The organism is Desulfobulbus elongatus DSM 2908 (assembly GCF_000621145.1).
Classification (GTDB): Bacteria; Desulfobacterota; Desulfobulbia; order Desulfobulbales; family Desulfobulbaceae; genus Desulfobulbus; species Desulfobulbus elongatus.
The window spans coordinates 15,184-32,848 of sequence record NZ_JHZB01000014.1 but is presented as its reverse complement, the minus strand read 5'-3'; the positions used below and the strand labels follow the sequence as shown (position 1 = coordinate 32,848).

Sequence of the window (17,665 nt, the reverse complement as noted above, 5' to 3'; positions counted from 1 at the left end):
GCCGCACCACAACAAAACGGCATCCCGGAGGATGGACCGGGATGCCGGGTCGGACGCCGGGGTGAATGAAACACGGCCTATTCGCGCAGAATCGTGGTCCGCCGGTCCGGATCCTCGGGGAAAACGCGGCCGGTGCGCAGACACTCGAAGATATGGTCGAAGACCACGCCAGCCCGGCCCGGTGTCCTGCCGCTGCGGAAATAGCTGTGTCCCTTGGGGAAGTCGTAGACATTGTTGACGTCGTCGCAGTCCACGGCGTAGACGTTGTTCGGCGTCAGGTGCATGTCCTCCGGGCCGCTGTGGCCGAGCCGGCGGGAGGCGATCTTGTTTTTCAGGTTGGCCGCCTTGCTGCTGCGCAGGGCCATGTCGTCGGAAGCGAAGTAGACGACGACATTGCGCGAGGCGTCGCAGATGAGCTGGCCCCGTTCACCGCGATGAATGGACTCGTTCTCGATGTCCGCCGCCACCAGGAAGGTGTTGCGGAACAGCAGGGGCACGCCGTCGGCCAGGTCGTACCTGTCCCAGGCGGACAGGGCTTCGCGCAGCACCCGGTTGCCCATGGAATGCGCCAGGACATTGATCCGCTTGAGGCAGGGATCGTTTTCCGGGTCGTTGCTGGCGGAATTGCGCCACTCGACGAACCGTTGCAGGGCGCGGGCGAAGGAGGTGGCGCTGGCATCCGCCGCCTTCTGATCGTCCCAGTAGTCCTTGACGATGCCGAAATCGTTGTCGCAGGGCCAGATCACCGGAATGATCAGCACTTCCCGGTTGTTCCTGTCGTTGCAGAGTTGCTGAAATTCGCCGGCGGCCTTGAACACGTCCTCGGGCAGGTTGGAGTAGCCGTGGATGTAAAACAGCAGTTGCCGGTAGGGCGATTGTTTCAGCTCCAGCATGAACTGATCGCGGCCGATGGTGGTGATGGCGCCGTCGGCGTCGCGCCGGCAGGCGAACACCACGTTCGAGGGGGCATTGTTGTGCAGATCGAAGACAAACGCCCGCCCCGGATCGGTTTGCAGGGGCCCCGCAGGATACCGATTGGTCAGAAACAGCATGGTGCCATCCTTGGCAAGCACGGGTTCGCCCCGATGTTCGGCCGGGGCGGTCCCCGCCCCTTCGCCGCAAGGGGCACCGGCTGCGGCAACGGCCACCGTTTGCCACAACTGCGCCTCGGCCTCGCGCCGGCGCTTGAGCCCCGCCAGCTCCTTGCCGCCCGATTTGGTCCAGCGCAGCATCTGGGCCGGCACCTGATCGAGGGCGCCCTCGTTCAACAGGCGGAGCAGGGTCGATTTCTCCAGGGCGCCGATGCCAACGTTGTAGGCGAAGCTGATCAGGGCGCAGAACTGGTTGTCGCCGACCGGAACCTTGACGAGCCGCTCGACGCCGGCGGCGAAGCGGCGGACATCGTCGTCCAGCAGCACGTCGGCCTCGGCCCTGGTGATGCCATCGGGATAGACGGCGCGGGCCGATTCCCTGTTTTCCGCGCCCTTGAGCATCTTGCCGCGCGGGTCGATCACCACATGGCCCCAGCCGATGGTCCAGTAGCCGGCGGGGCACAGATAGGGATCGAGGTTCACCGTGGCCGGATCGCCGTCCGAAATGCCCTCGAATGACTTGATCAGTTCCACCGCCTGACGAAGATCTCGTGCCATTGCGTCCTCCGATGCAGAAAATATAGGTTCAAGAAAAATACTGCGGATCCGCTCCCTTGGGTGTGGGGGCGGGGACGGGCCGATGGCGCCGCCCCCATCCGCAGTCGACGAGTATTCGCTGTTTCCCCGGGAAAGGCAAGCGAGAAAAAACGAAGAGGAAACGGATAGAAATTCTATCCACTCGACAGTGTGCCTCGACCTCGGTTGCTGTCAGTCCCGCCGAATCCCCCTGGGAATCTTTGGCCGCTCAACGCCGACTCCGTCGCCGGTCACGCATCGGGCCCGATGCGCAACTCCAGGGTGAGGGAGGAACCGGGGCGGCAGCCGGGCACGGTTTTGCCCGTCTCCCGCTTGATCCGCACGGTCTGGCGGCGCAGCCACTGCCCGACTTCGTCACGGCTGACCGCCATCCTGAGCGTGCCGCCGCAACCGGACCTGATACCCACCGGCCCCTCGGAGGAACCGAACTCGATAACCGGGCCATCGACCCGGAGGATCATCCCCCGGCCGTCGCTGGTTGCGGTGACCACGCCATCGGCCCTGCCGGGATACTCTTCGCCGTCGGCGATCTGCCACAGGTCGATGCGGTGCCATTGGGTGCACACCGGCGGGGAGCCGGTGTATTTGGCGCAGCCCCGGCCGCTGAAGCGTTCGACGTCGATCTCGGTGGACAGGGTCTGGATGACGTAGTCCTCGCGGCTGCCGGAGCGGCCCGTGCCCGGGTTCCGGGATCGGCTGACGATCAGGTTGCCGACAAAGGTCTCCCGAATGGTATAGCTCAGTTCCTGCCTGACCTTGCCGTACAGGGTCGAGGCGGTGGCGCCTTCGATCACGATCATCCCTTCGAGGGGGATGGCGCGCATCACCGTGCCCGCTCCCGTCCTGGGCAGACCGGGCACCGGCTGGCCGAGCCGGTTGATCATGTCCCGCCGGCGGCGGGATTCCTCCTCCGGCGTTTCGGCCTGCCCCACGACGGCTTGAGGAAAAAGAACGTCTTTCTGGTCCGCGATCCCGGCATTGCCCGCATCCGCCCCTTTGGGGGCAGCGCCTTTGACTTTGGCCGCGCCTTTTGGAGTGGCCACCTTGGCTTTGGTCACGCCTTCCGAAACGGCTTTCTTGCTCTTTGCCGGACCTTTCCGAGCGGATGCCTCGGCTGTGCCTTGAGCTGCGCAGACCTGGGCCGCCTGCGCGGTCAGACGGTCAAGCTCGGCCCTGGCCCGCGCGGCAGCCTCCTTGCCGGCAGCCTTCCTGATGGTCAGCTTCAGCCCGTCCATATGGGACTGTATCTCCCGGCAGGTCAGGGGTGCGGCACCGGCACCGGGCGGCGCCGTCATCAAAAACACGAGGACAACCAGCGCGGATAAACAACCCGTCAGCGACATTCCGCCCCTCTCTCGCTCATTGCAAGCGGCAGATGACTCCGTTCATGCCGGCCGGCAGGGCCGCACCGCCACGATGCCCGCCGCCATCAGTTGCTCGAGTTCGTCGTCGGACACGCCGGCCAGTTGCAGGATATCGGCCGCCCCTTCGCCGACCTCCGGCGGTTGCAGGCGAAGGTCAAAGGAACGGCCGTCGAGGCGCAGCGGCAGCTTGGGCAGCTTGACCCGCCCGCCGCCCGGCGTCTCGGTTTCTGCCAGTCCGCCGGATACGTTCATATGGGGATCGTCCCACAGATCGACCGGCCCGTTCACCGGAGCAAAGGGGATGCCCGCCCGCTCGGCCAGGGCCATCAGTTCGGCCTTGCTCAACCGGTGCAGCCGCTCCTGCAATTCGGGAAAAAACCAGGAGCGCGCCTCGAGTCGGTCCTGATTGGTGGCCAGCCTCGCATCCCCGGCCCAGTCGTCGAAGCCGAAGGTGGCGCAGAATCGCCGCCAGTGCCGGTCCGAGGTGATACCGACGAAGACCTGCTGGTGGTCGCTGGTGGTAAACAGCTCGTACACGGACCAGGTGCGGCCGCGCTCCGGCATGGGCGGCGGCACCTGCCCGGACACCGCCGCCCCGGCCATGTGCTGCCCCATGAGGAAGGCCACCGATTCGAACAGCGAGGCCTGCACCACCTGGCCCAGGCCGGTCTGCTGCCGTTGGAGCAGGGCGGCGAGGATGCCGATTGCGCCGAAGCCGCCGCTGAGAACGTCGGTGACCGAGGCGCCGGCCCGCATCGGCTTGCCGCTCGGCCCGGTCATGTAGGCCAGTCCGGCCATCATCTGCACCACCTCGTCCAGGGCCGGGCGGTGGGCGTAGGGGCCGGGCATGAAGCCCTTCAGCGCACAGAAAATCAGGCGGGGGTTGCGGCGGCGACAAACATCGGCACCGATGCCGAGCCGGTCGACGGTGCCGGGGGCGAAATTCTCGATCAGCACATCGACCCGTTCCACCAGCCGGAGAAAGAGATCCCGCCCCCGGTCGTGCTTGAGATCGATGCCCAGGCTTTTTTTATTGCGGTTGAAACAGGTGAAGAAGCCGGCGCCGAACCCCTGCAGCCAGCGGGTATCGTCGCCCCTGCCCGGCCGCTCGACCTTGTAGACCTCGGCTCCCAGATCGGCCAGGATCAGCCCGCAGGCCGGTCCCATGATATTATGCCCCAGTTCCAGTACCCGCAGGCCCGCCAGGGGCAAGGCAGCAGCTTCCCGCTGTTGGTGTCGCTCACTGTCCATGGAGACCTCCGAGGTGTATCAGCCGCTCGGGCCGAAAAACAGGGATGGACGGCCCGGTCACTGGACCAGGGCCCAGGCCAGCTGGATGACCGTCCTGGCGAGATAGTCGTCAACATAGACCAGGACCATTTGCACCGGCACCTCGTTCTTCGTGGCGACAAAGAAATAGTGCCCGCCCTCGAGGGCCGGATCGCCGCTGTGCCCCGGCGGCGGGGTCAGCTTGAACAGGGCCTCGCCAATGATATCGGCGGAGGCTGAGGCGGTGATTTCCTTGCTCAGTTCCTCCACCCTGGTCAGGATGGCCGGGGCCATCGTCTCTGCGAATTTCTTGGCCAGCGCCTCGATTTCCTTCAGTTTGGCATTGCCGGCCAACTTGCCCTCCACAGCCTGCTGCGACGCCGCTCTCCTGCGGTCGAACTCGGCGCGGTCCATTGCATTCTGCCCGGTCGCCCCGCGATAAAAGGCCAGCACCTGCTCCACGGGATCGGTGGTGGCGAAACCGGCGGCCCTGTACCCGTCCGCATAGACATCGGCCAGATCCAGGGGCGTGCTGTGCGGATATTTTTGCAGCCCGTGTTCCGCAAAGTTCGGGTGTTCGGCGCCGGCATACAGTGGCAGGGTGCCGCTATGCATCGTTGGCCCGCGATTGGCGAGCAACTGCTTCGCCACCCGCGCCACCCCCTGGTCAGGGGAGCGCTCCAGAATCTTCGCGGCGGTATAGGCCTGCAGCGGACTCGCATCCAGCAGAAAGGGGCGGACCGCCTGCTGCACCTCCGGATGCTGCGGCCATTTGCCGATCACCTGCAGAGCTCTCAACTGCACATCCCTGTCCGGCACCCTCAGTGCCCTGATCGCCGGTTCGATGTTGTCCTCGGTGTTGGTCCATTGCATCACCCTCAGCTCGTCCTCCAGAGCGAGGTAGAGCAGCGCCCTGAGCGAGCGGCACTCGTCCTCGTTTGTCTGGCCCCGGACGCAGCGAGCCTCGTAGGCCGCCCCGGCATCGTCGATCTCTTCGAACTTCGTGACCGCAATGCTTTTGGCCGCCGCCCATTCCCCCATCAGCAGAACGGCCATGACCGCCGCCATCGTCTGTCTCATCGCGCGCCTCGTTCCGCTTAGAGTCCGAGCTGATTCATCAGCTGCTGGATTGTTTTTCCGGCATTCTTGGCCTGCTGCTTTGTCGGGGTGCAGCGCTGCTTCTGCCACGATTTTTCTTCCTCGAGATAGGAAATCTCGTGCTGATACGCCTGCTTTTCCTCATTGATATAGGTGTCGAGATCCCGGCGGTCGGCAGCGGGTTCCGATGGATTCGCCTTGGCCCACTGGCAGCGGTTCACGTGCCAGAGTTCATGGACGCGGGCGGCGGCATTGAACTCCGCGCAGGTGTTGAGGGCCAGCGCCTCCTCCTTGCTGGCCTCCTGATCCCGATCGTTGACGTAGTGGATGTCGCAGTTCTGGTCGGTGTACATGGAGTATGGATTTCTGATACCCGGGTTGTCGCTCGGCTGATCACCGCATTTCGTCAGCTTGATGGTCTTGCCGTCCATGACCTTTTTCTCGAACAATTCCTGGAAAATGTCGCGGGCCCGGTGCGACCGCTGGATCAACGTGACCTGATCCTTTCCCGGATACTCCTTGGTGGCCAGATCCACAGCCTGCTTCCGCAAATCGGCATCGCCATACAGGGTTTGCAGTTGTTTCTTCATCTCGATCTGTCGCTCATACATGCACTGCTCCTTGCGGTCGCAGGATTTGTCCTTCTTGATGCAGGAGACCTCCGCGTGCCCCGCCGGAACCAGCGAGAACAACAACACCATCGGCAACAGGCGTTTCATTGATCGTTTTCCTTGAGCAATTGTTGATATTGCATGTGTTGCAGCGCGTCCGCCAGTTCGGCGTCGAACGGGTCGATCGCCCAGGCGCGGAGCAGGACGGCCCGCGCCTCGCCGGTCCTGCCTTCGCCGATCAACAGCGCCGCAGAGTTGAGATGGGGGCGGATGTTGGTTGCGCTCTTTACCATCGCATCTTTCCATATAGCCGACTCATTCCGGTACAGCAACGACCGCGTGGCCGTCGCAACGGCCAGTACCGCAATTGTCGCGACCAGGGCACCGGCCATGACCGGGCGGGGCATCCTGGCCGTCACGATGCGGCGGCCCAGCCACAGCAGACAGAGCAGGCAGCCGGGCAGGGCCAGGGCAAACGGCCGCTCGGTGAGTGCATCCAGCTTCGGGATGCAACTCTGCGTGGGCATGATGGCGGCCAGGATCCACAGGGCCGCGAGCCTGCCCCGACGGCCGCCGTAGCACGCGAGCGATAGCAAAAAAATGTAATTCAGGACACCGCCGAGAAAGAGCGGATCGCCGGCGCTGGCCGCCAAGTGCTCGCCGTGGTCGATGCTCAGGTTCCAGGGGGCGAAATAGAGTGAAAAACCGAGGGGAAGGGCAGAAACCTGCTGGATGCAACTGGACGCCACATCCCGCGCTGCAAAGGAGAAATCGAAAAGAGCCCGGTAGCGCGGCACAGCCGCCAACAGGCCGACGACCAGCACGGTCACGAGCGCAAGCAGCCACCGCTCCCGATCCCGCGAGGCTGGCAGCAGCATTGCCAGCAGCGGCAGGAATACCAGGGCCGTCTCCCTGGCCAGCAGGCTGGCGGCAAACAGCAGCATGGCGGCGGCATACCGTCCCCCGGCCGCGGCGAGCATCGCCCCCAGGAGCAGGCCTTCCATCAGCAGGGTCGGGCGACCGGCGACGGCGAGCACCTTCTCCGCCTGGATCGGATGGAGCAGGTAGAGCGCGGCCACGGCCAACAGCAACGGCATGTCCTGTCTGTGCTCCGGGACCAGTCGCCGGAGCAGGAGCAAGAAGAGGACCCCGTTGCCCGCGTGCATCGCTATCTGCACGATCCGCCGGCAATCGACCGTATCCAGGCCCAGGGAGGCTTCCACCGCATAGGTCAATTTGGTCAAAGGCCTGATGGTGGCACCCAACTGCGCCAGGAACGCGCCCAGTCCCTGGGAGGCGGGATCATTCAGGGGGGTGATGTAGTCGTCGAAGAGATAGACGCCGGGGAGGGAAAAAAACCAGGGGAGACAGAAAAGCGGCAACAGCAGCGGCAGGAGGGAAGGCAACCCGGCTGCGGTCGCGTGCGCACGGGGAAAAAGTCGCCGCAGCCATCCGGTCATGCCGTTCATCTCCACCGGCTTCCCCGGCATGATGGGCGCTTTTGTCCGCTCACTCTTCCCCGCCTTCCCGCCACACCTCGAACCGGTTGCCGCCCGCTGCCTTGGCCCGGTACATGGCCTTGTCGGCGCAGGCGAGCAGCCGTTCCTCATCCTCGGCGTGGTCGGGATACACGGCAACTCCTATGCTCGCCGAAACGGTGACCGTGTGCGCGCCGATCAGAAACGGCTGCTCCACCGCCCGGCGGACCTTTTCCGCCACCACCGCGCCGGCCCGGATGTTTTTGACCGCATGGAGCACAACGACAAATTCGTCCCCGCCCAGCCGAGCCAGGGTGTCGGCAGCGCGCACCTCCCGCCTGAGCCGGTCCGCCAGCACCTGCAGCAGGCGGTCGCCCACGGTATGACCGAGCCGATCGTTGACCGGTTTGAACTTGTCGAGATCGAGGAAGAGCAGCACCAGGTGCCTGGAATCGCGGTGTGCCTGGCGGATCCCCTGGCGCAGACGGTCGAGCAGCAGCGCCCGGTTGGGCAGGCCGGTGAGCAGATCGTGATGGGCCAGATGGGAGATGCGCTCGGCCTCGGCACAGTAATCGGTGATGTCGGACAGCCCGGTCACCTGATGGACGATGCGGCCGCTGTCGTCGCGCACCTGGCTGATCGACTGCCACGCCACAAATATTTCTCCGTTTTTGCGTCGATTACGAACCTCCCCCTCCCAACGCCCCTGGGTGGCCAACGAGTGCTGCATGGCCTGGAGAAACTCATCGGTGTGGTAGCCGCTGGCCAAAAGGGAGAGATCCGCCCCGACCACTTCTTCGGCGCTGTAGCCGGTGATCCGGGTAAAGGCCGGATTCACCGCCACAATACGGCGCTCGCCATCGGTGACCACAACCGCCTCCAGAACCGTTTCAAACACCGTGGCGGCCAGGCGTTCGTAGTCGTGCCGCCGGACCGCTTCCCGCTCGGCGGCGACGCGCTGCTGCCGCCGGTACAGGACGGCGGCCAGATAGAACACGGCCAGCAGCGCCGGGATCGCCAGCAGCAGCATCCTGCCGCACTCCTGCCGCCAACCCGCCAGGGCCTGGTCGCGATACAGGTGGGTCACCACCACCAGCGGAAAATGCCGCGCGGCCCGGAAAGCGGTGACCGTTTGCTTCGTCCCTTCCTGTTCGCCATGATACCGGCCGATTTCGGCTTCACGCAACAGCCGCGCCAACACCCGGTCGCCGTGCTGTCCGCCGGTGAGAACAGTCGTGCCGGTGGTCAGCAACAGGACCAGGTCATAACGCAAAACCTCGGCAAATCCTTCGTCCGGCGTCAGCCACTGGGTGAAATAGTTGAGTATCGAATCAGGGTTGAGGGCGGCCATTATCCGCACGGTGCCATCGCGGGATCGGGCGCGACAGAGGACCGGTATGAAGCCGAGACCGTCCGCAGGCAGGGGATTTGCCGCCGACACTGGCTCCCCCTCGACAAAATCGCGGCCGGCCCAGGGAAGGCCGATCCGCAGGGCGGCGGTGTCGGAGGAAAGCTCCGGCGGATAATAGTCTCCGGTTGCCACCCGCAGCCCGACATTGCCGTCGTTCGAGCTGGCGACGATGCGTCCCCCGTCGTCCAGCAGGGATAACGAACGCAGGAAGGGAACCTGGCGCAGGGCCAGTCGGAGATGCGCATTCATCTCTTCGGGCTTCGATCCCACGGCCATGAACTCGACGAGCCGCTGAACGGTTTCCAGACTGCGGCTCAGATGTTCCTCGAAGGCCCGCGTCCGCAGGGAGCTGTGCGCCAGCGCCTCGGCGAGGGCGGTGCTCTTCTGGCGGTGGATGACGTAGGTGAGTCCGGCAACGGCGGCGCACACGATCAGCATCATCAGGATTGCGAAGGCGATGTTGGCACGCAGGGCGCGACGCAGGGCCATGGAGCGCAACCGGTCAGTCGGGTTTGACGATGGCTTCGAGGTGGTAGCGCCGGGCTATCGCCAGCAGACGTCCGTCTTGCTTTATGTCCCGGATGAAGCGTTCGACGCGCTGGTGCCAGCGGCCATCGCCGGGAGCCATGGCGTAGGCATAGGGCATCACCGCGTAGGGGGAGGCGGGCGCCACCAGCCGGGTCCAGTCGGAATTGGCCAGCATCCGCTGGCTGTAGGGATAATCGGTCATGAACACGTCGGCGCGGCCCGCCTCCACCTCCTGTTCGCGGGCGAACGGCGTGTTCAGCACCACCAGCCGGGCCTGCCGGAGCCGATCGCGCATCAGCGGCTCGTGCAGGGTCCCCTTGGCCACCGCCACCACCACGCCGGGACGGTCGATATCGCTCCATTGCCGGATGCGCCGATTGCTCCGGGTGGTGATGGCGTACACGTCGCTGTGCAGATGCGGTTGGGTGAAGTACAGCTTTTCCGCACGATCGGGAGTGATGGCGATGGCGAACATGGCGATGTCGCAGCGGTCGGCGACCACGTCGTCGATTAGCCGGGCAAAGGAACTGTCGACAAATTCCACCTGAACTCCTTCACTCAGGTCGCGGGCCAACTCCCGCGCCAGGTCGACATCGATGCCGGCAAGCTGCAGGGTTTTCGGATTCCGGTAACTGATGCCGTAATAATCGGGCCAGATACACACCCGCAGCCTGCCGCTTTGCAGCACCCGGGCCAGCCTGTCCGGGGCGACATCGGAGCCGGCGGACCGGACCGGCGGCACGATCAGGACAACGAACAGCAGCAACAACGTCCATGCTTTCATCCTGCCTCCTTGGTCGGCGTCGCCCTCCAGTACGTACGGGCGGCACTCTTTACCTCCCCGTGGCGCGGCAACGATGAAGAGCCGACGCGGCGGAAGGGCAGATGTTCGTGTAGGCAAAACGTGACGCTTATGAAAAAGTATAGAGAATCGGTCAAAATATGTCAATTTTTCATGCCATCACCGTATCTTGCCCCTGATTTCGGCCAACGGTGCCGAAGGCACTCTCCCCATTGGATTCGCCGTCGCTCCAATGCCCACAAAGAAGGATACGCCCCCTGGCATGGCCAGAAAAAATATTGACCGGTACATACCGATTTGTCATAGTTATCGCATCGTGCCGGCAGAAAACGAGACCGCATCGGCACCGCTCCCACAACCCCTTTTCGGGAGACGACCATGGCGTCAACAGGCAATGGAGCGCAGACAGGTCGACCGGTGACATGCCGACCTCCGTGCCGCGGCCGTCACGAATCCGTTTGCGGCCATTGCCCAGCTTCCCCCCATCCCCTCCCCGCCCGCCGGCTCGTCCGGCTCCCGACCAGACAGCAATCCGCAGCGGACACCGAATCCGCTGTCATCCGTGGGACGATCCGCAACGGGATCGTGCATGGCAACCATCCATCGACAAGGAGGAGCGCATGAAATTGATTCAGGGAGTACTCGCAGTCTTGATGGTGGCGGCGCTGCCTGTCGTCTCGCCGGCCAAGGAGGCGCAAACCCTCGACGAACTGGTGCGCCAGTACGACTCGTCGCGGTGCAAGGAGTGCCATCCGGAAATCTACGGCCAGTGGGAACAGTCGCTCCACGCCAAGCCGATGCTCGGCCCCATCGGCAGGACGCTGGCCACCTTCCAGGGCTATGTCAATTCACGGGACACGGAGCTGAAAAAATCCCGCGAGGTCGCGCCCACCACCAAGGAGTTCCTCAAGCCCTGCGTCGAATGCCATCTGCCGCAGATGATGGACGCCTCGGACAAGGTCGCCGACGAAATCGCCAAGGCCATCGTCGACGGCAACGAGGAGGTGCTGAACAAGCTCCAGATCACCTGCATCGTCTGCCACAACCGCAATGCCATCATCCGCAAGTTCCGCGACGGCAATCCCCAGCCCGGCGTCATCTACGGGCCGAAGCACGTCGGCCCGCACGGCGATGCGGTTTTCACCGCGGCGGCCAAGAGCGAAATGCTGCGCGATCCGGTCTTCTGCGCCCAGTGCCATCAGGGGCCGAATGTGCAGCACTACGACGAGCCGATGTGGTGCACCTCCACCTTCGACAGCCATCAGCAATTCTACGTGCCCATGGGTGGCACCGAATCGTGCCAGGAATGCCACATGAAGAAGGAGGGCGGCCACCGCTTCCCGCCCAACTATCAGGACCCGGCCCAGACCTCCAAACGCCTGCAGGAATGGATCGACCTCAACCTGACCACCATCGGCTACCGCATGAAACCGGACGCCAAGAATTTCATCCCCATGGTGGTGATCAACAGCGAGGTGGTGAGCCGGATCGGCCACCGCTTCCCCGACGGTTGTCCGTCGCCCAACCGGGTCACCCTGGATTTCAAGGTGCGCACCAAGGACGGCAAGGAGCTGTTTGCGGACACCAAAACCTACATGCCGCAGCACAAGCTGGGCTATGACGACAACACCATGGTCTATGCGGCCAACCGCAAGCTGACCCTGATGCGCGACACCAGCCTGCAACCCTTTGTACCCAAAAAGGAAACCATCGAGGTAAAACTGCCGGACGGGGTGGAGGAAGCCGTGGTCGAGGCGACCCTCACTTTCCGGCAATTGCCCGGCATACCCGAGGCCGAATTCCCGATCCACAAGGTAACCAGGGAAGTGAGCCTGAAGCGCTAGACGCGATGTCCTGACAGGCAGCAGCGGACTCCGGCCGGCTGTGCCGGGGTCCGCTGCTGCCGATGCCTGCCGGATACCGTTATCTCCCGGCAACCGGGAATACCCCGGGTTTCAGGCGGCGCTCGCCAGCTTGAGTCCCATGATGCCGGCAATGACCAGGACCAAGCTGACCAGCTTCAACGGGGTGACCGCTTCGTGGAAGAGGATAATGCCTGCGATGGACGTACCCACCGCGCCGATGCCGACCCAGACGGCGTACGCGGTGCCCAGGGGCAGCGTTCGCAGGGCGGCGCTGAGGAAATAGAAGCTGGCGCCCATGGCGCCGAGGGTGAGGAGCGATGGCATGAGCCGGGTAAAGCCTGCGGTATGCTTCAGGCCGACGGCCCAGACCACCTCGAGAAGACCTGCGACAAATAACAACAGCCAGTTCATAATACGGTTTTTTTGTCCTGCGGGGCCGTCCCCGCGATTGGAAAAAACGCCAAGGTCGTCCCTGGTGTTGGCCGCTCGGCCTGACATCCGCTTGCACCGGCAAGGGCGGCCCGCCTGCCGGCATCAACCCGAAGCATATCAGAGATGCCGCTCTTTTCCTTCCCGTTCGGCCTGCCCCGCTGCTGTTTTTTTATTGATGCGGTTCCGTCTTCCCTTCCGCCACCACTTCCCAGACGCCGTCCTCATTCATTCTTCTTATCGTCACGGCCTCTCCCTTGATCCAGAATTCCAGTTCGCGCTCGTCGCTGTACCTGGCCCCCGATGCCGACACCAATTGCGGCAAGGTGTATTTTCTGCCGTCAGGTAGGCTGATCCGGGCGAAATGAAGACTGTCATCCGACAATCCGCCGAACTGAGCCCTGATTTTTGTTCCATCAATGCAACTGTACGTGTATTTTTCTCCCAGGACAATACGCAACGCCGCATCGTTTTTTGTTGCGCAACCGACCAAAACAAGAGAGACAGACAACAGTAACGATACAGACAGCCATCTTCCTTTCATGTAATCACCTCTGCACTATCGGCAAACACAGCTCCATCCGTTCCATTCCCCGACGGGATTCGGATCGACCGGCAGGCCGGCAACGAACCCTCCTCGGTTATCATACACACCGCCAGGTCTCTTGCCCAGCATGACGGCTCGCGGCAAGCGTTCCGGGCCTTCTTCATTGATCGTGTACAACCGGCACAGCACAGGGAGGGCGACCATGTTGGATCTCATCCAAATCAGACACGATCTCCATCAGATCCCGGAAGTCTGTTTCCACGAGCGCGAAACCAGCGACTATCTTTTTCGCATCATCGGCGGGCTGACCAAAGATCACCTAGGCGTTGAAGTCACCCGCGGCCAGACCGGCATCGTCGTCTTTCTCCCCGGCACCGCCCCGGAGAAGACCATCGGCTGGCGGGCCGACATGGACGGACTGGCCGTCAAGGAAGAAACGGGCTTGCCTTTTGCCTCGAAACACGAGGGATTCATGCACGCCTGCGGTCATGACGTCCACATGACGATTGGTTTGGGCGTGCTCGAGCAACTGCTCGCCCAACCACGGAAAAATAATTTCGTCGTCCTCTTTCAGCCCGCCGAAGAAGGTGGCGGCGGCGCCAAGGCTCTTTATGACGCGGGTGCGTTCGCCCAATACAAGGTCAGCGAATTCTACGCCCTGCACGTCTCGCCCGAATACCCGCTCGGCACCATCGCCACCAAGGCCGGCACCCTCTTTGCCAGCTCCAGCACCGTGGTCGTCACGTTCAACGGCAAGGCCGGGCACGCCGCCATGCCCCACAAGACGATTGACGCGATCGCCGCCGCAGGCGCTTTCATCATGGAAATCCAAACGCTCGTTTCACGCAACCTCAATCCACGCGAAGGCAGCGTACTGACCTTTGGCCGCATTGCCGGCGGCACGCAGCCGAACTCGGTCGCCGCCAGTTGTACCCTCGAAGGCACCCTGCGCGTGTTGACGGCCACGACCATGGAATTCGCCCACAAGCGCATCCGCGAAATCGCCGAGGGAGTGGCGCTGGCGGCCGGGGCGCAGGTCGAGGTGGCCATCGAGAGCGGCGCCTATCTGCCGGTCGACAACAACGAGGAACTGACCAACCGCTTCATTGCCTATGCCAAGGCGCATCCCGCGTTTCGATTCCAGGAGGCGGAGATCACCATGACCGCCGAGGATTTCGGCTACATCGTCAATCATATTCCGGGGATGATGTTCTGGCTCGGGGTCGGCGGGGCGGACAGGGGCGTGGTGCTCCACTCCGACACATTCGCTCCGGATGAAAGCGTCATCGAACCGGCCGTCAGGTTCATCGGCGAATATCTGTCCAGTCTGCACTGAAAACAACCTGGAGGGAGATCATGAACATCGATACCGAAGCCATCCACGCAGGAGCGTCCCACGACCAGTACGGCAGCGTCACCGAGCCGGTCTATCGCGCCAGCACCTTCGCCTTCCGCAACATCGCTGAATCCGACGAGCGGGGCAGGAAAATTTTCTCGGGCGAAGGGGGCGCCTATATATATACCCGGCTCGGCAATCCGACCAATGCCGCCCTCGAACGCCGGATCGCCGCCTTGGAGCAGGCCGAGGACTGCGTGGTCACGGCCAGCGGCATAGGCGCCGTTTCCACCGTGATGTGGACCTTCCTCAAGGCCGGCGATCATGTGCTTGCGGACACGGCCCTCTACGGTGACACCCACGGTCTCATGGAGCACGTCCTGACCAAATTCGGGGTCGAGGTCACCTTCGTCGATTTCGGCAATCACGGGCTGGTCAGAAATTCGCTACGCCCCGCCACCGCCATCGTGTACTTTGAGAGCCCCTGCAATCCGACCCTCAAGGTGAACGACATCGCCGACATCGCCCGGCTCGTTCACGATATCAACAGGGACATCCGCATCGTCATCGACAACACCTTCGCCACGCCGTATCTGCAGAATCCGCTTACCCTGGGCGCTGATATCGTCGTTCACTCGATGACCAAGTACATGGGCGGTCACAGCGACGTTCTGGGCGGCTGCATTCTTGGTTCCAGAGCCGACATGACCCAGGTCCGCACCACCGGCATCGAAATGGCCACCGGTGCGGTCGCGGCCCCGGACAACGCCTTTCTCGTCCTGCGCGGCCTGGCCACGTTGCCGGTGCGCATGGCCAGGCATTGCGAAAATGCGGCCAAGATCGCCGATTATCTGGCGGCTTCGCCCTTCGTCGCCAAGGTCCATTACCCCGGCCTCGCCTCCCTCTCCGGCCACGAGGTCGCCAGGAAACAGATGCGCCTGTTCGGCGGGATGATCTCCTTTGAGTTGAACGCCACCTTTGCACAAACCAAGGAATTCGTCGACCGGCTCAACCTTGTCCGGCTGGCGGTCAGCCTGGGCGGGGTGGAATCCCTGCTCGAACACCCGGCTTCCATGACCCACGCCCATTTCACCCCTGAAGAACTGGCCGCCGCGGACATCACCCCCAGTCAGGTCCGCCTCTCGGTCGGCATCGAGAACGTGGAGGACATCATCGCCGATCTCGAACAGGCGCTGCAAGCAGCCTTGGGATAACGCAGCCTTGCGCGAATACAGAACGTGTTGCCATATCGGACCGATCGTTCCGGATTCATCGAGCAGCAGCATCACCATGTTCAGGAGGCATGCGGAGTTGCGCCCTCTCTTGATCGAGCATTTTTCTGGTGGAAATCCAGTGGGGCGCTATTATTGTCTTTGCGCTGGCGGTCCTGGCCCACATGTCGTCTCCTTTGCAAGGCATTTTTTCATGAATACAAAAAAATCCTGTCTTTTCAGACCGCAGGTTTCCTTCCGGCCGTACCGTTGCGGGGGAAGCGGCTGTCTCCAGCCTGAATCGGGCGAGCTGACCCCGCAGCCATGCCTGATTCCCGTCCGCGACCAATGAACACCATGCGCCTGCGTCCGCTGTTGGCGGCCCGCTTTCCCGACATCGATCCGGCCAGGCTACCGGGCGGGTTCGACCGGGTGGGCGACATCGCCGTGGTCTCCGTCGTGCCGGAGTTGGAGCTGCTGGCAGGTGAGATCGGTGCCATCCTTCTGGAGTTGCACCCGCCCCTCCGGGTGGTGGCCCGGCGCGATGGCCAGTACGGCGGCACCTTCCGCACCCTCCCTTTAAGAATCGTCGCCGGCGAGCACCGCCTGACCACGGTGCACCGGGAAAACGGCGTCGTCCTCCACCTCGATCTGGCCCGAGGGTATTTCTCGGTACGCCTGGCCCACGAACGCGCCCGCATCGCAGCCCTGGTTCGGCCCGGCGAGCGGGTTGCCGTGCTTTGTTCGGGCGCAGGCCCTTTTCCGCTGATCATCGGCCGGCACAGCCAGGCCGCCGAGGTGCTCGGCATCGAGATGAATCTGGCAGCCCACGCCCTTGCTCTCCGCAATCTCGCGGCCAATCGCGCCATCCGCACCGTTGACTTTCTTGCAGGCGATGCGACCGAGGTCCTGCCCGTCGCGGGCCGCAGCTTCGACCGCGTGCTCGTGGTGCTGCCGTACGGCGGCGAAAGCCTGCTGCCTACCGCCATTCGGGGATTGCGGCCGGGCGGCACCCTGCATTTCTACGCCATGCAGGCCAAAGGCTGCCACAGGGACGCGCTCGCCATGATCGAGACGGCCTGCCGGCAGACCGGCCGCAGGTGCCGTTTGCTTGAAGTGGCGGTCTGCGGCCACTGCGGGCCAGCCCTGCACCGCATCTGCCTGGATGCGGCGATCGAGCCGGACGCATAAATCGCCCCGCTTTTTCATCCCGTTGCGGTTCCGGGTCGCCTGTGCTATCTTCCCCACTTCAGAGTCTGCGCCGTGCAGCCTCATTTCCTTTTTTCCAGGTGACCGCGTGGACCCGAAAGGCATGATCAAGAAAGAACGAGTGTATCTGTACGTGGCGGCAGCCCTGATCATCGGCTTCCTCGGGGGCGTGATGTATTCCGCCTACCGCGCGCCGGCCACCGATGCCCGCCAGGAAGCCGGCCACCAGCATGAGGCCGCCATCGCCGCCCTGGAAAAGGCGGCCCAAGACAACCCCACCGACGGCCAGGCCTGGGTGGAACTGGGCCACGCCTATTTCGACACCGGCCAGGCCAAACAAGCCATCGCCGCCTACAACAAGGCGCTCGAACTGCTGCCGGGCGATCTCAACGTCATGACCGATCTCGGGGTCATGTACCACCAGGACAACCAGCATCAAAAGGCCGTCGAACTGTTCGACCAGGTGCTGCACAGCAATCCCGAGCACGAGCAGGCCCGCTTCAACAAGGGCGTGGTCCTGTTGACCGGCCTGAACGATCCCAAGGCCGCTCTGGCCGAGTGGAAGATACTGGTCCGATACCATCCGATGGCGGCAGCGCCCTCCGGCAAGATGGTGGCCGACCTGATCGACCAGTTGGAAAAGGAACCCCCCAAGCAGTGACGTGGCGGCCGTCTTTCCCGGCCGCCCCCCGTTTCTTTTTTTCCGGACAACGGCGCGCTGCTCTGCACGGAAAACGACCGGTTTCCCGCTTGACAGCCCCCTGCGCTCCCACTATAGTTCTCGGTTCTTTTGAACATTTTTGTTCAACCGGGCCGTTC

Annotated in this window: 15 protein-coding genes; 5 read left to right on the top strand and 10 right to left on the bottom strand. The window is 63.5% G+C overall.

Annotated features, from left to right (window positions below):
* Nucleotides 1-77 precede the first annotated feature (77 nt).
* The 8 genes from Q362_RS24240 to Q362_RS0108215 all read right to left on the bottom strand — a co-directional run bounded on the left by Q362_RS24240 (nucleotide 78) and on the right by Q362_RS0108215 (nucleotide 10,231).
* A complete protein-coding gene (locus Q362_RS24240) occupies nucleotides 78-1,649 on the bottom strand; it encodes a glycoside hydrolase family protein (RefSeq protein WP_211248467.1) in 1,572 nt (523 codons plus the stop codon).
* A gap of 269 nt (nucleotides 1,650-1,918) precedes the next feature.
* A complete protein-coding gene (locus tag Q362_RS0108245) occupies nucleotides 1,919-2,923 on the bottom strand; it encodes a hypothetical protein (protein WP_157469977.1) in 1,005 nt (334 codons plus the stop codon).
* A 150-nt stretch (nucleotides 2,924-3,073) separates the two neighbouring features.
* Entirely contained in the window at nucleotides 3,074-4,303 is a 1,230-nt protein-coding gene (locus Q362_RS0108240; RefSeq protein ID WP_028318291.1) for a CaiB/BaiF CoA transferase family protein, read from the bottom strand.
* A 57-nt stretch (nucleotides 4,304-4,360) separates the two neighbouring features.
* On the bottom strand, nucleotides 4,361-5,401 hold the full coding sequence (locus tag Q362_RS0108235; RefSeq protein ID WP_157469975.1) for a hypothetical protein: 1,041 nt from the start codon (nucleotides 5,399-5,401) through the stop codon (nucleotides 4,361-4,363).
* Between the two features lie 17 nt (nucleotides 5,402-5,418).
* Nucleotides 5,419-6,138 carry a hypothetical protein gene (locus tag Q362_RS0108230; RefSeq protein ID WP_028318289.1) on the bottom strand — a complete coding sequence of 240 codons (720 nt, stop codon included), beginning with the start codon at nucleotides 6,136-6,138 and terminating at the stop codon, nucleotides 5,419-5,421.
* Nucleotides 6,135-7,499: a hypothetical protein gene (locus tag Q362_RS0108225; RefSeq protein ID WP_169737386.1), complete on the bottom strand. Its 1,365-nt coding sequence runs from the start codon at nucleotides 7,497-7,499 to the stop codon at nucleotides 6,135-6,137. Before Q362_RS0108225 ends, Q362_RS0108230 begins: the two co-directional genes overlap by 4 nt.
* Nucleotides 7,500-7,539: 40 nt before the next feature.
* A complete protein-coding gene (locus Q362_RS22175; RefSeq protein WP_051553911.1) occupies nucleotides 7,540-9,408 on the bottom strand; it encodes a diguanylate cyclase domain-containing protein in 1,869 nt (622 codons plus the stop codon).
* 13 nt (nucleotides 9,409-9,421) lie between these two features.
* On the bottom strand, nucleotides 9,422-10,231 hold the full coding sequence (locus tag Q362_RS0108215; RefSeq protein ID WP_028318287.1) for a substrate-binding periplasmic protein: 810 nt from the start codon (nucleotides 10,229-10,231) through the stop codon (nucleotides 9,422-9,424).
* Between the two features lie 638 nt (nucleotides 10,232-10,869).
* Between Q362_RS0108215 and extKL the strand changes: the two genes are divergently transcribed.
* A complete protein-coding gene (gene extKL / locus Q362_RS22170; protein WP_051553909.1) occupies nucleotides 10,870-12,093 on the top strand; it encodes a multiheme c-type cytochrome (seleno)protein ExtKL in 1,224 nt (407 codons plus the stop codon).
* 111 nt (nucleotides 12,094-12,204) lie between these two features.
* Here extKL and sugE read toward each other — a convergent pair whose 3' ends face one another.
* A complete protein-coding gene (gene sugE / locus Q362_RS0108205) occupies nucleotides 12,205-12,525 on the bottom strand; it encodes a quaternary ammonium compound efflux SMR transporter SugE (protein ID WP_028318286.1) in 321 nt (106 codons plus the stop codon).
* 190 nt (nucleotides 12,526-12,715) lie between these two features.
* Nucleotides 12,716-13,087: an MliC family protein gene (locus tag Q362_RS0108200; protein ID WP_028318285.1), complete on the bottom strand. Its 372-nt coding sequence runs from the start codon at nucleotides 13,085-13,087 to the stop codon at nucleotides 12,716-12,718.
* 205 nt (nucleotides 13,088-13,292) lie between these two features.
* Here Q362_RS0108200 and Q362_RS0108195 point away from each other — a divergent pair, with 205 nt between their 5' ends.
* The 4 genes from Q362_RS0108195 to Q362_RS0108180 all read left to right on the top strand — a co-directional run bounded on the left by Q362_RS0108195 (nucleotide 13,293) and on the right by Q362_RS0108180 (nucleotide 17,507).
* The gene (locus tag Q362_RS0108195) at nucleotides 13,293-14,426 is read left to right on the top strand and encodes an N-acetyldiaminopimelate deacetylase (RefSeq protein WP_028318284.1); all 1,134 of its coding nucleotides are present in this window, start codon (nucleotides 13,293-13,295) and stop codon (nucleotides 14,424-14,426) included.
* 20 nt (nucleotides 14,427-14,446) lie between these two features.
* Entirely contained in the window at nucleotides 14,447-15,640 is a 1,194-nt protein-coding gene (locus Q362_RS0108190; RefSeq protein WP_035216120.1) for a trans-sulfuration enzyme family protein, read from the top strand.
* 345 nt (nucleotides 15,641-15,985) lie between these two features.
* Nucleotides 15,986-16,828 (top strand): class I SAM-dependent methyltransferase, encoded by an 843-nt coding sequence (locus Q362_RS19795; RefSeq protein ID WP_169737385.1) that lies wholly within the window; start codon nucleotides 15,986-15,988, stop codon nucleotides 16,826-16,828.
* 106 nt (nucleotides 16,829-16,934) lie between these two features.
* Nucleotides 16,935-17,507 carry a tetratricopeptide repeat protein gene (locus Q362_RS0108180; protein ID WP_028318282.1) on the top strand — a complete coding sequence of 191 codons (573 nt, stop codon included), beginning with the start codon at nucleotides 16,935-16,937 and terminating at the stop codon, nucleotides 17,505-17,507.
* Nucleotides 17,508-17,665 lie beyond the last annotated feature (158 nt).